Annotated in this window: 14 protein-coding genes; 4 read left to right on the top strand and 10 right to left on the bottom strand. The window is 40.8% G+C overall.

Features of this window, described 5'->3' with window-relative positions:
• Nucleotides 1-356: 356 nt before the first annotated feature.
• From JZU62_RS02990 to JZU62_RS02955, 8 genes are all read right to left on the bottom strand, one after another.
• Nucleotides 357-1,838 carry an inorganic phosphate transporter gene (locus JZU62_RS02990; RefSeq protein ID WP_295011746.1) on the bottom strand — a complete coding sequence of 494 codons (1,482 nt, stop codon included), beginning with the start codon at nt 1,836-1,838 and terminating at the stop codon, nt 357-359.
• Between the two features lie 129 nt (nt 1,839-1,967).
• Nucleotides 1,968-2,501, bottom strand: coding sequence for a peptidylprolyl isomerase (locus tag JZU62_RS02985; protein WP_295011743.1), 534 nt, complete (start codon nt 2,499-2,501; stop codon nt 1,968-1,970).
• The gene (msrB, locus tag JZU62_RS02980) at nt 2,501-2,905 is read right to left on the bottom strand and encodes a peptide-methionine (R)-S-oxide reductase MsrB (protein ID WP_295011741.1); all 405 of its coding nucleotides are present in this window, start codon (nt 2,903-2,905) and stop codon (nt 2,501-2,503) included. Before msrB ends, JZU62_RS02985 begins: the two co-directional genes overlap by 1 nt.
• Entirely contained in the window at nt 2,905-4,344 is a 1,440-nt protein-coding gene (locus tag JZU62_RS02975) for a hypothetical protein (protein WP_295011740.1), read from the bottom strand. Before JZU62_RS02975 ends, msrB begins: the two co-directional genes overlap by 1 nt.
• 150 nt (nt 4,345-4,494) lie before the next feature.
• The gene (locus tag JZU62_RS02970) at nt 4,495-4,779 is read right to left on the bottom strand and encodes an HU family DNA-binding protein (protein WP_295011739.1); all 285 of its coding nucleotides are present in this window, start codon (nt 4,777-4,779) and stop codon (nt 4,495-4,497) included.
• 347 nt (nt 4,780-5,126) lie between these two features.
• Entirely contained in the window at nt 5,127-5,372 is a 246-nt protein-coding gene (locus JZU62_RS02965) for a helix-turn-helix transcriptional regulator (protein WP_295011774.1), read from the bottom strand.
• A gap of 293 nt (nt 5,373-5,665) precedes the next feature.
• On the bottom strand, nt 5,666-6,328 hold the full coding sequence (locus JZU62_RS02960; protein WP_295011738.1) for a hypothetical protein: 663 nt from the start codon (nt 6,326-6,328) through the stop codon (nt 5,666-5,668).
• Nucleotides 6,329-6,383: 55 nt separating this feature from the next.
• Nucleotides 6,384-7,037: a hypothetical protein gene (locus tag JZU62_RS02955; RefSeq protein WP_295011736.1), complete on the bottom strand. Its 654-nt coding sequence runs from the start codon at nt 7,035-7,037 to the stop codon at nt 6,384-6,386.
• A gap of 144 nt (nt 7,038-7,181) precedes the next feature.
• On the opposite strand from JZU62_RS02955, the gene pyk reads away from it, so the two are divergent.
• Nucleotides 7,182-8,678 (top strand): pyruvate kinase, encoded by a 1,497-nt coding sequence (gene pyk, locus JZU62_RS02950; RefSeq protein WP_295011734.1) that lies wholly within the window; start codon nt 7,182-7,184, stop codon nt 8,676-8,678.
• A 109-nt stretch (nt 8,679-8,787) separates the two neighbouring features.
• Nucleotides 8,788-9,504: a carboxy-S-adenosyl-L-methionine synthase CmoA gene (gene cmoA, locus JZU62_RS02945; protein ID WP_295011732.1), complete on the top strand. Its 717-nt coding sequence runs from the start codon at nt 8,788-8,790 to the stop codon at nt 9,502-9,504.
• A 3-nt stretch (nt 9,505-9,507) separates the two neighbouring features.
• Here cmoA and JZU62_RS02940 read toward each other — a convergent pair whose 3' ends face one another.
• Together JZU62_RS02940 and nth are read right to left on the bottom strand one after the other, a co-directional pair.
• Complete coding sequence (locus tag JZU62_RS02940; protein WP_295011730.1) at nt 9,508-9,723, bottom strand: hypothetical protein; 216 nt, start codon at nt 9,721-9,723, stop codon at nt 9,508-9,510.
• A gap of 14 nt (nt 9,724-9,737) precedes the next feature.
• A complete protein-coding gene (gene nth, locus JZU62_RS02935) occupies nt 9,738-10,385 on the bottom strand; it encodes an endonuclease III (protein WP_295011728.1) in 648 nt (215 codons plus the stop codon).
• A gap of 108 nt (nt 10,386-10,493) precedes the next feature.
• Here nth and JZU62_RS02930 point away from each other — a divergent pair, with 108 nt between their 5' ends.
• Together JZU62_RS02930 and JZU62_RS02925 are read left to right on the top strand one after the other, a co-directional pair.
• Entirely contained in the window at nt 10,494-12,440 is a 1,947-nt protein-coding gene (locus tag JZU62_RS02930; protein ID WP_295011726.1) for a response regulator, read from the top strand.
• Between the two features lie 11 nt (nt 12,441-12,451).
• On the top strand, nt 12,452-13,719 hold a 1,268-nt coding region (locus JZU62_RS02925; protein ID WP_295011725.1), incomplete at its 3' end, for an ATP-binding protein.

The raw sequence follows: 13,719 nt of genomic DNA, 5'->3' as shown, positions 1-13,719 counted from the left end.
TTGAAGCTTAGCGAGTTTATATGCGGCATCGTGCATAGCTCTTTTTTCTTGTCCGGCAGTCTGTCTTCCCATCTTCCTGTCTTCGGAATCATCCATTAATGCCACCCGCATGGAGCCGTCATTGCCAATCATGGCCTTATCCCTAGTCCAAGCGTGATACCAGACATCGCACTTCCATATGTTGCCGATGTGCCCTGCTCGCCTATTGCTACTGCTAAATCTGCGCCGGTTTTTGGTGTATATACCACCTTCTAAAACTGAAGCTATTTGCTGTAATGTAGGTTAGAGAGATATGCAGGAAAGATAATGTAGAGGTTCTTCTCATACCCGCAGGTATGAGAAGAGTGCGTCAATTATTAGTTAGCGATAAAGATAAAATTTAGACCGTAATAAATTGCGGCACTCATGATCCCAGTAACGGGTAACGTAAATGCCCATGAGAGTAAGATGGTTTTGATCATCCCTTTTTGTACACCACCATCCGGTTCTGCCACCATCGAACCTGCTACAGAGCTTGAAACAATGTGCGTGGTACTTACCGGCGCATGAGCAAAGTTTGCTAACAAAATAGTAATCATAGCAATGGCTTGTGATACGGTTCCTTGCATATAGTTAATAGGGCGAGTACCAATTTTTTCACCAATGGTTAGAACGATTCGTTTATAGCCAATCATCGTACCAAGGCTAATCGCTAATGCAACAGCTATGATAACCCAATAAGGGACATATTCCGATGCCGTTATTAATGTTTTCCTCTGAGTAGCAATATAATCTGATTTGTCTTTATCAATAATTTTTTCCACTTGCCCAAAAAAGTTGTCACTGCATAAAACAGCAGTGTGAACACTCCATCGATCTTCCGATGAAAGGTCAGAATATGATTTGATACCATTAAGTTTTGTAGCGATTAATGAAGTCGTTTGGTGTACGTCATTGACATTACATTCGGCAATTGTATTTTTGACTTTTAATGCACTGATAAGATGTTTTTCGTTGACAAGCTGAGTGAGCGTAGCATTGTTTTCCGCATAAAAATTGGCTAAATTCGCCGCACTGTCATGTGTTTGTTTGATTTTGTATTCATGTGAATCCATATTAAGAGCATAGTAACTTGGTAAAATACCGATCAAAATAATCATGATCAAGCCCATCCCTTTTTGTCCATCATTCGATCCATGTGCAAAACTAACACCGGCTCCGGTAGCGATAATTCCCATACGCATCCAAAAGTTTGGACGTTTACGTTTGATTTCATCTTCAGGAGATTTGTAAAATTTAGGGTTATCGAAAAATTTGCGTGCCCCTTTCATCATTAAATAAGCAAATCCAAATCCGACCAAAGGAGAGAGAGCTAAAGCTATTAGCACTTTATATACTGCGGGCCAATTGACACTTTGTGAAAATTCAAATCCATGCATTAGGCTAAAGGCAACGCTAACCCCGATTAATGATCCGATCAGTGAATGAGAACTTGATACCGGAATACCGAAATACCATGTGCCGAAATTCCATATAACGGCTGAAATAAGGAGAGAGTAGATCATCACTAATGTTGTATCTTGGTTTGATGAGACGATAATATCCAAGGGGAGTAGGTGGACGATGGCATACGCTACTCCAATACCACCAAGTATAACCCCGAAAAAGTTCATGATACCGGCCATAATGACAGAATGCCCAGGTTTTAAAGAGTTGGTGTAAATAATCATAGAAACAGCATTTGCAGTATCGTGAAAACCATTTATCATCTCATAAAAAAGAGCGATACCTAATGAAAGAAGTAATAAAACAAGGGTAAGGGTACCAATGTTATTCAGTGCATCTAAAATGACAGACATGCGGTTATCCTAAGAGTAAAAATATGAGGCGCAATAGTATTACGAAACCGTTACATAATAGTTACGAAACGATTACATAATTATGCCCGTTAGTCTCTTTGAGAAGACTTTGGCGGGCGCATGAGGAAGTTATGGGAGGAGGGTTGCTTTAATAATTTTTTGGGTTTGGAGCGGTTTATCACCATTGCGTTGACCGTTGGTTTGAACATTGTTCAGCTTTCCAAGGGTATCCATACCGCTTATGACACGACCGAAGATAGTGTGATATCCGTTTAACCACGGAGTAGGGGCTGTGGTGATAAAGAATTGACTGCCATTTGTTTTTGGTCCTGCATTTGCCATTGCTAATACACCGGATTTGTCAAACACGATTCCAGATTTAAACTCATCTTTAAACGGTTTTTTCCAGATTGATTCGCCACCTGCGCCCGTACCGGTCGGGTCCCCCCCCTGCACCATGAAATTTTTGATAATACGATGGAATATCAGACCGTTGTAATAGCCGTTTTTGACAAGACCAGTAAAATTTTCTACCGCCAATGGCGCAACATCCTCATACAGTTCCAAGGTAATATCACCTTGGGTTGTTTGAAGCAGAACTTTCGGGTGGGAAGCGGCAAACGAAAGGGTTGCCGTCAACAATAAAGTAAGTAATAAACGCATTAAGACTCCTGTGAACGTGGTATAAATTTGAGACAAACAGAATTGATACAATAGCGTAGTCCGGTGCTTTTAGGACCATCAGGGAACACATGCCCTAAATGGGCATCACATGTCGCACACAGTACTTCTACACGGATCATTCCGTGTGTATTATCTCGTTTCTCCTCAAGCACGTTGGGGGCGATCGGTTGATCGTAGCTCGGCCATCCGGTACCTGAATCAAATTTGGCGGTAGAATCAAATAAAGGGGTGCAGCAACAGACACACTGATAAACTCCATCCCCTTTGAAAGAGGCATACTCTCCGCTAAAAGCTCGTTCGGTTCCATGTCCTCGTGCAACGGTATAAGATTCTGGTGTTAAAAGGCTTCTCCACTCATTATCACTTTTAACAATTTTGATCATTATTGTTCCCTCGTCGTATTTGAAAAAGAGATTATAGTGGCACTTTCTGATGCACGGCTTAGTGCATAGGTGTAATTTTCTTCTTCGTCGGATACCATAAGATAAATATGTGCTACATGGAGCCCATAGGTGTATTCCTGTGTTGTGAGGATAAGATCATCAATATTTTGGTATTGTAAACTAAACTCTCTGGTCAGTATACGACAATTGATTTCAAAATACTCATCAATAGCCTCTTTATACTCGGCTAGGTTTATTTCATTTTCAAGAATAACCATTATTGTATCCTCTGAGGTAGCGAGTAGATGCCCTCTAAGCGCTAATAGCAAGTTCATTAGTGCCTCTTCTCTAACAGAAGAGATTTTTTTAGTGATAAGATTTTTTTGATAATGTTCATAAAGTATGATTGAAGAGTTGTTGATCGGCGCATAGATATTAAAGAGGGAGAGGAGTAGCCACCTTTTGTCTCGATGATTAATCAACGTATCAATAAATTTTTTTTCCATAATATGAGCATCATCACACAGTATTGTTGAAGAGGACAGAAAGCACTCCATCTCCTCGATTTTATCGTTGCTGTTAGGGGCATAGAAACGAAGAGAGGTGAGTTCAATCTTAAGTGCACCGTATTCGAGCAAGGAGATGAACTCTTTACGTAAAATTTCCCCACCGATGAGAGTTGGGGTGATAATCAGAACTTTTTCTTCGGGATTGCTTAGCAACAGTAATAGGGCTTTACGGATAATGAGGGTGCTTTTTCCACTGTTATGCTCACCAAAAAGGGTTGTTACGGTATCGGTATAATCGGTTTGGAGAAAAGTAAGTTGCTCATTGGAGAGAAATTGTCCGTAAGGGTTTTGATCTGTAGGGAGAATAAGGGTATGCGATTGAAGGGAGCCGATGATTTTAATGCTAGAGTAGGGTTCAATTTGTTTTGTAGTAAAGGATTTTAATTTTTGATGGATTGATTCTATGGATGAGTCCTTAAAGATAAGTCTCTCTTTTGGGAGGAGAGAATGGAATGACGGGTCTAGAGTATCAAATTCATCTTCGCTTAGTGCGCTCATCCAAAAAAAGCGTTCACATACGGTAGAGTCAAAGGAGAGGATATATTCTAATTTTTCGTGGATTGCCGATTCGGTCGTTTCCAAACGGGTTGAACTCTTTTTTTTAGAGGATTGTTCAATCGTTGCTTTTTGTAGGGTCTCATAATCCCATGTAATGGTTTCTCCGAAGTAGAGTCCACGATAGGGGAGAAAGAGTAAAAGAGCGATAGTGGTTTGTTGGTCTTGATAAAAGAGGGTAAAATTTTCGAAAAATATCCCCTCCTCTTCGTGTGCAATAAGATTAAAAAAATCGATTTGGAGTCGATTTGGAATTGATTTTTCCTTTATTGGCGGAGATTTTTTTTGGAAAAAACGGGTTAAAAAAGAAAACACCTATATCCTCTTATTAAAGCTTTAGTCGATGTACTAAAGACAAATAGACTTTGAATAATTATAACCGAATTTGATTGCAATAAAGGAAATGGGAGAAATAAATAGGGGAATAAGCCGAGGGTTATAAACCCTCAACATATTAAGGGGTAATTATTTACCGGCTTCTACGCTGTCTTTAAGACTTTTGCCCGGTTTGAATTTAGGAACCATTTTATCAGCAGTGCTGTAAGTTTTGTTAGTACCAGGAACTTTACCGCTTTTCCCTTTTTGAAGAGTAGAGGTAAAGCTTCCGAAACCTACCAATGAAACTTCTTCTTTTGTAACAAGAGCTGCAGTTACCGCTTCAGTAAAAGCTTTAATCGCTGTTTCAGCTTCAACTTTAGTTTTGTAACTACCACTTTTTTGAACCAACTCTACGAATTGTGCTTTATTCATTTATTGCCCTTAATTTAGATATGCGAATAACACTTACTGCTTCCCGTACACACGAACAAGCAGGGGAAAAGTGTTTTAGCCGCGAATACTTTAATATCTCTTGGCTTAAAATTTTCTTCTTTTTTGCATTTTATTGAATAGTTTTGTTAATTTGTGGTTTTTAAGAGTGTTTTTAAGCCAATTTTTTGAATGTCGCGTGAACGTCAGGGGTGAGAAGAGCTTGTTCGTATCGAAATCTGTGGAAAATGTTTTGCTCCAAATAGAGCATTTTTGTAAGATTTTTTGAGAGGAAGATATCGATAAAAATACATCTTCCAATCCGATACGTTCTTGTTCACTCAAACTGCTCATGTTTTTTGTCCTAACTTATTAATTTTTCGCACGACACGAATGATCTCTTCATCTTCTAGCATCCCCAGCATCTCAAGAACTGCTTTGGCGGCTTGAGGCTTGGCATTTCCCAATCGCCAGTCTTGATACGTCCGCATAGAAATGCCCAGCTCTGATGCCATCTCTTTTTGGGAAATCTTTTTTCCGTTGTGCCCTGCCTCTACGGCATTGTGAAGAAGATTAAAAAGATCACTCATTTCCATCGCTCCATTGTAATATTCTTTTCTTGAGATAAACATTAAAACGTATAAAATATAATTAAAACATCGTATAAAAATGTATAAAATGTGTATTAACTACACTTTATGCACTAAAGCATTTGCTATTCCAAGTATATAAATAGTTATACAGTATAAAATATACAGAAAAGCGTATAAAAATAGATTGAAAATTAGGTGTGATTGAAATGAAAATGTACTTTGAGTGCGTTAGTGATGGGTGATATGGTTAGTGCGTATAAAAAGGGTGAAGTAAAAGAAGGAGGGGGGATTACCCCTTAGGAGAGAAAATCGGTGTAATCGTATTTGGAGAGATCGACGTAAAATTCTCCCTCTTTTTGAATAATACGTATATCACTTCCATAGGCAAGTTCAAAACGGCGTTTTACCGCTTTTCGCTCATCCGAACCCATTCCGATAAATTTGAGATACCGTTTGAGTTCGATAATACCGCTGGAAAGTGTCGGTGCAATAGGCTCTGGTATGGTGGAGATATCAACATCATGGACGCGATTCTCTTGAGAGAGGAGAAGTTTAGTATTGATTACGTCTAATAAATTTTTGAGTTGTTCATCTTTTGTAGTATAAATCTCTTCGATTCGTTCACGTTCTGCAATCAACATTTGCTCTTTATCGTTCACTAGGCGATCAATTTTAGCTTCGAGTTCTTTGATTTTGATTTTGAGTTGCTGATTCTCTTTTTGATAGAGGGCAATAATCATTCCGACAGTTGTTTTTTGAGGGGCAGGGGGCGGAGAAATCGGTTTTGAATTTTGGGAGAGTTCTTGACGTTTTTCTTCATCCAAAGAGCTTCGGGGAACGATGATGTACGTTACCCCTCCCTCTATGATATAGTTCAGCCGTTTGGTACGGAGTTTATTTTGAATCATCTCTTTGGACATTTTAAAGGTTTTGGCATATTCATCGACGCTAAAACGCATCCATCCTCCTTAGATATAGTGTTGGTGTTATAGTATCCAAAATCGTCTCCTCTTGCTAGGATTTTTTAGGGGGAGCAAGCCATGTCGGGCGAGGTGGTGGGATAATTCCCCCTTTTCTGACCCAAATGAGATACCCTTTATGGGTAATACCGTGTTTATCTTGAAAGGTATGGACGGAGCTATGGCGAAACTCGCATTGTTCTAGCAGTTGTCGATAATCTTTATGGGCATCCAAAAACTCTTCTAATGATATGTATGCCTTATCGGAGATAATGACGGTATTGGAGACTAAATTTTTGATATCGACGTAGCGGGCACACTCATTGAGTCCATCCCCAACATAGTTGTCATGTCCCAGTATATCTTCGAAACGGTGGATTCTGCCAGTGTGAACGGCAACTCGTATCCCCTTGAAATAAGGGTAGTCTTTGGCTATAAAATCAGAAAAATGGATAAAAGAGAGCCCTAGAATCGGTCCAAAACCTCGAAGTGAAGGGTGGAGAATGCAGTAAAATCCATCCCCTGTAGGGATCATTCCCTGTATCATTTGATCCATAGTAATCCCAGATGATTTGAGCATTTTTAGGATCATTTTTTTATAAGTAAGGGAGAGATAAGAAATTATTTCGAGTTGTTTATCCATACTTAGACGGGAAAAATCGATAATATCAATGAGGACAATATCGGTATTAATGGCTCTTTTGCTCATTGCGTTGGGGCACCTGTCAAACTTAAATACGTTAATTGTAGTCTAAAATCGCTGAGATTGGCTGTAAACTTCATCACTCGCGTATCCTCAAAGATATCAAAGTGTGTTACTATTTCCAAAATAACTAGAATGAGGGTAGCACTTATGCAAAAACGGACTAAAATCTTAGCAACGGTCGGTCCAGCATCGGATAATGTAGAGACACTTGCTGCTCTTATTAAAGCCGGAGTTAATGTTTTCCGCCTCAATTTTTCTCACGGTACGTATGAATATCATGCGCAAGTCTTAGAAAATATACGCACCGCTATGCGCCAAACCGGTTTACTGGTCGGGGTAATGCAAGATATCAGCGGCCCGAAAATACGTGTTGAAAAACTCAAAGAAGAGTTTAATTTAGAAAGCGGTGATTGGCTCGATTTTTACTATGAAACGTGTTTAGGAGAAAAAATCGGCGATAAGCACTACCGACTCTCGATTAATCAAAGTGAAATCCTCAAAATGCTTCATGTCGGCGATTTTATCTACTTGTATGACGGTCTCATCCGTGCTCGAATTGCGCAGATTAATGATACGTTTGTTCAAGCAATAATCGAGAATAAAGGGAAACTCACGTCGAATAAGGGGATTAATTTCCCTAATACTCGTCTGGGAATCGATATTTTGACCGAGAAAGACAGACGTGATATCGGGTGGGGTGTTGCTAACGGTGTTGACTTTATGGCAATCTCTTTTGTCCAAAATGCCCAAGATATGATTAATGCCCGTGAAGTTGTCCATTCGTACGGCGGAGATGTACAGCTTATTGCTAAAATCGAGAAGTTTGATGCGGTAGAGAATATCGATGAGATTTTGCGTCATTCGGACGGGTTGATGGTAGCGCGCGGTGATTTGGGGATTGAAGTTCCTTATTATCGTGTTCCGACGATCCAGAAAATGCTGATTGATAAAGCGAATGCCCACTCTAAACCCGTTATTACCGCCACACAGATGCTTTTATCGATGACCGAAAAAGAGTCCGCGACACGGGCTGAGATCAGTGATGTCGCTAATGCGGTTTTGGATGGAACCGATGCCGTGATGCTCTCCGAGGAGAGTGCGGTGGGACATAATCCGGTACTGGTGGTGGAGACGATGGTCAACACGATTCAGGCGATTGAGGAGATTTATCCGTATGAAAAATTTAACTTCGGCTATGACGATGCGATGGATCGGGTCAATGAGTCTGCCGTCCGTTTAGGGGATTCTTTGAATGCGGAGGGGATCATCGCGATGAGTGCCTCAGGTGCCTCGGCAAAAAAACTCTCCCGTTACCGTCCGAAAATGACCATCTATGCGGCAACACACGAAGAAAGGATAGCGCGGTTGCTGACTATTGTTTGGGGGGTTGTTCCGGCGTATCTGATCAAAAAAGGGCGTATCGAGGATATGTTGGGCGATATTATCCAGAGCGGGTTAAAGCGGGGGATTATCGATAAAAAGAATACCTATATTTTTACGGCAGGCTATCCGATCGGTACTCCTGGGACGACCAATATTATCCGAATTTTGCGTGACAATGAGATCACTTTTTTCGGAGAGACCAAGTCTCACCCGAGCAAGATAAAAAAAACGGAGGAGAATACAGGTTCCACTCTATTTTGAATTTAGTGGACTGAAAATTGCTTTTTACGCTCCGAGGGGCAAAAATGTTTGTTTCGTCACTTAGTGTTTGCCCCTCAAAACTGCTCACCTTTACGCTACAATTACCCTTATGAAAACCGATACTTTATTTACTAAGCCCATATCCAAACAGTTTGAATTTGATGCCGATGTTGCAGCAGTATTTGATGATATGCTGATGCGCTCTGTCCCTTTTTACAAAGAATCACAAGCTCTAACGCGGAGATTTGCCCTTAATGCACTCTCTTCGGGAGGGGTTGTTTATGATTTAGGATGTTCAACCGCATCATTGTTATTGGAGATTGAACGAACCCTCGAAAAAAAAGAGGATATTCGACTGATCGGTATCGATAATTCCCCTGCGATGATTGAACATGCGCGTAAAAAAGTGGAAGTGTACGGCTCTGGAATCGAGCTGTATGAGGGGGATATCCTCACGTTTCCATACGAGAAAGCGCGCGTGATTATCAGTAACTATACGTTGCAGTTTATCCGTCCGATGGTGCGCGATACGTTGGTTCGTACGATTAGCGAGGCGTTGAATGAGGGGGGTGTTTTTATCTTTAGTGAAAAAGTGGTCTCTGAAGATCCGAAACTGAATAAAGAGCTGATCGATTGCTATTATGAGTTTAAAAAAGTGCAGGGGTACAGCGAATACGAAATCGTTCAAAAACGTGAAGCCCTTGAAAATGTCCTCATCCCCTATACGATGAATGAAAATATACAGATGGCAAAAAACAGCGGGTTTAAAACCTGTGAAACTCTTTTCCGATGGGCTAATTTTGCAACGTTTATCGCGATCAAATAGTCTCTATTTGACGCTTCCCCGATTAGGGTTTTTTATAGACTCTACGGCATTGGTGATGTCGGAGTAATCGAGGATATTTTTATCGCATTGTTTGTGATAATACCCTTGGGCATCGTAATACTCTTCACAGTCGTTGTAATAGCGTAGACTGACGCCTCGATCATTGAAACATCCTGCAAATAAAATCGGCAGTAAAAATAATAGGGTCTGTTTTTTCATGCAGTTATTGTATCTTATCTGGGTTTAAACCCATCCTTGCTTTTACAAAATTCGCTTAGAAAACACTCACTCACACATTTTGGATTTTTGGCGGTGCAGATGTATCGCCCGAAGAGGACAAGCCCTTGATGGAGTTGATGAAGGTTCGTTTTGAATTTTTTGACCAAGGTCGCTTCGGTTGCGGTTGCGCTCACATCATCACTCAGCCCCAAACGGTGACTGACCCGAAAGACATGGGTGTCAACTGCCATCAAATTTGCCTGTGTGTATTCGATGAGGACGACATGTGCCGTTTTTTGTCCCACTCCTGCGAGGGTTATTAACTCTTTTTCATCTAACGGTATTTCTCCGCCGTACACCTCAACCACTCTTTTTGCCATGGCGATGAGGTTAATAGCTTTGTTATTGAAAAATGAGCAACTTTGAATGAGGTGTTTGACCTCGTCTATATCCGCCTCTGCGAGAGCTTCGGGGGTTGGGTAGGCTTCAAAGAGTGCTGGGGTGATGAGATTGACCCGTTTATCGGTGCATTGAGCGGAGAGGGCTACGGCGATGACGAGCTCATACGCATTGGCGTAGGTAAGCTCCGTAACGGCATCGCTGTAGCGTTCTACAAAGAGAGCTTTGATCGATTCAACCTCTTTTTTGGTGGCCTTTTTCATCGTGATGATTCCATTTTTTTGCCGTATTGTAGCATTTAAAAAGAGATCAGATTATTTTGTGATACAATAAGCGATTTCTGTACAAAATCGTTATTTAAGGGGAGATTTTTGGGACTCTTACGTTTTATCAGTGATATGTTTGGAAGCAGTAAACACCATTTTACCGATCAGAATGATCAATCGATCAACAAAGAACTTTTGTATAAAGTGTTAGATACCGATACCGATCCTTTGCTCTTTTTTACCAAAGAAAATGGGTGGATCGGGGCGAATAAAGCTTTTTTCGATTTGGTTCCTCTTCAAAATATTGAGCAGTTGCGTAATAATCATGAAAGCATACGGGAACTTTTTGATCATGAAGATGAAGAGGTGTTTACCGAATTTGATAAAAGCTGGTTGGATTACATTCGAACCCATTGTACTAATGGATACGGACTGGGGATAGTGGATTCTTCAGGAAAAATGCATACGATGGTAGCAACTTCCACGTTGTTGCAAGAGGGGGGAAGTGATTTGTATCTTCTTCGTCTCGAAGATCAAAGTAACCTCGTTGATTTAAAAGCGGAAGTGGTAAAAGTAGAGCAACTCAAAAGTAAATTTTTGGCCAATATCGGGCATGAGTTCCGTACTCCTATGAACGGTATTTTAGGGTTCGTAGATCTTCTCTCGAAAACCTCTCCTAATGATACACAGCTTGAATATATCCATTCAGTACAAGGATCAGCCCGTAATTTGATGTCCAACATTGAGAATCTTCTCGATTTAGCACAAATGCAAAACGGTCGCTTGAGCGTGAGTAAAAGTGAATTTAATATCGTTGCAGAAATGGAAGAGTTGGCACGGGGATCGATTCCTATTGCTACCGATAAAGGGGTCGGAGTTTTGTTTTTTATCGATCCGAAACTCCCTACCTATATCACCGGCGATGTTCGTAAAATCAAACAAGTGATTAATAACCTTTATAACAATGCACTCAAATTTACCCAAAGCAGCGGTCGTATAACGGTTGAGGTGAAATTACTCAAACGTAACACGAATGGAACGTGTAATATCGGATTTACGGTTAAAGATACGGGAAAAGGGATCAGTAAGGCGGAGCTTAGCAACATTACACGTCCTTTTGTCTCCGGTGACCATGCTGATAACCGTCTGGGCGTTGGGCTTAGTCTTTCGCACGGATTGATTTCCCTTATGGGAGGAGAACTCAAGATCACCAGTGATGAGGGGAAAGGATCCTCCTTTAGTTTTGCATTGACACTCGAGGGTTCATCCGATCATGCAATACAGATGATTAATGCTCGCAGTGTCAAAGTAGCATTAATTGATGAGAAAAAGCTCGATGATGCGAATCATCTCACTAACTATCTACGTAGTTTCGGGGTTAATGTCACTAAAATTCAAATAGTAGATGAATCTATATTCAACGATAGTGAAGTGGTATATTTGATAGGATCGCAGGAGAAGAGTGAATGGACAATGAACCTATCTCGACTTAAGCGAGAGTGTAAAACGGTATTACTGCTTGAACAAAATGAAAAGTTACAGGCAAAAATGCTTCATGTGGTTGATTTTTTTCTCTCCAAACCGCTGTTGCCCACATCACTATTGGAACATTTGATTACGATATTTGATCTCCCTAAAGCAGATGTTGTCACTGCTCCCCAAATTCAGCGAGGGGTGAATGCCCTAGTAGTTGAAGACAACCTTATCAACCAGCGTCTAATTAAATTACTTCTCAAAGAGTATGGTATCTCAGTAGTTGCCGTTTCCAATGGTGATGAAGCGGTTGAGATGTGCCGTGATAAAACATTTGATATCGTATTTATGGATATTGATATGCCGATCAAAGACGGTATATTAGCTACACAAGAGATTAAAGCCGAAGAGAGATATACCAAAGTGGGACGTATGCCGATTATTGCATTGACTGCTTTGGCGATGGAAGGGGATCGGGAATATATTTTAGGTCGCGGGTTGGATGATTATCTCTCCAAACCGCTTACACGTGAAAAACTGGAATATGTACTTCAAAAATACCTACACGTGAAAGTATAAGGGGGCAACTTATGGTATACACTAAAAGCTTTCAGGATGAATACTCGAATCATATATCGATCATGACCTCGTGTGCCAATTTGCACTCGGATCCGATGATCTATGCTGATTTCTCAGGGGCGCTTCTCGGGTGCAATGAGGCGTTAATGGAACTTTTGAATCTTTCTATATTGGAAGAGATCGGTCTCATTGAGGAGTGGTTTGACCCTCAGGGGGTTAATCTACCGTATCTCCTTTCAAAATCAGGGGATTATCGGGGAAAAATCCGCTCTGGTGGGGTAGAGTATGACGTCTCAGTAAAATCGGAAGTCCTTGTCCTGGAGAACCATCCTATTGTTGGTGTTGTTTTTCGAGATACATCGGTGATTGAGCGGGCACGTGCGGCTGAGCGCTATTTTGAGCATTTTAAAAATAAATTTTTAACGAATATCTCTCATGAATTTCGTACTCCGATGAATGCAATCATCGGATTTACCGATTTGTTAAAAAGCTCTCCGCTAAGCTCATGGCAAAAAGAGTATGTTTTAATGACAAGTCGAAGTGCTCAGTCAATGATGCGAAATATCGAAAATCTTTTGGAATTGATGCAAGTTGAAAGCGGTAGTATCCACACCAATCTTGGACTCTTTAATCCGCTAGAAGTGTATGAGAATTTCTCACAGCAGTTTTGCGATCTTGCCCTATCTAAAGAGATAGGGCTAATGTTCCTGATCGATCCCCATTTACCAAAATCGATGATTGGTGATCAAGATAAAATCCTCGCCATTATGCGTAATCTCATCCAAAACGGTATTAAGTTTACCGATGATAGAGGGAGTGTTCTTGTTGAGATTTTGATTGTCAAGGAAGAGGGGAACACTGTTGAGGTTGAATACGCGGTAAGCGATACGGGTATTGGTATCGAAAATGAGCGGATCAAAACCCTCCTTAGACCGTTTGCTTCAGCATGGGAAAATCAGCGCAAAGGGAAAGATGGACTGGGAATTGGATTAAGTCTGAGCCATAAATATGTGGATATGATGGATTCACATTTGATGCTGGCATCGGAGAACGGAAAAGGGTCACGATTCTCGTTTCGAATAACCCATCAGATCAATGAAGAGGGTACTTTTGATTTTGTTGATGGGACTCGTGCAGCCATTTACACTCAAGAACAGCAGCTTACGGCACAGGGAGCACTCCTTCACAAATATCTGGAACTTTTCCATGTACAGGGCAAAGGGGTTCATGATCTGGTGAACCCTGCGTTGCATGAGAGTGATGTTCTTTTCTTAGATGT

It is taken from the genome of Sulfuricurvum sp. (genome assembly GCF_019163035.1).
Classification (GTDB): Bacteria; Campylobacterota; Campylobacteria; order Campylobacterales; family Sulfurimonadaceae; genus Sulfuricurvum.
The sequence above is the reverse complement of the archived record's forward strand: the minus strand, read 5'-3'. Positions and strand labels throughout refer to the sequence as shown.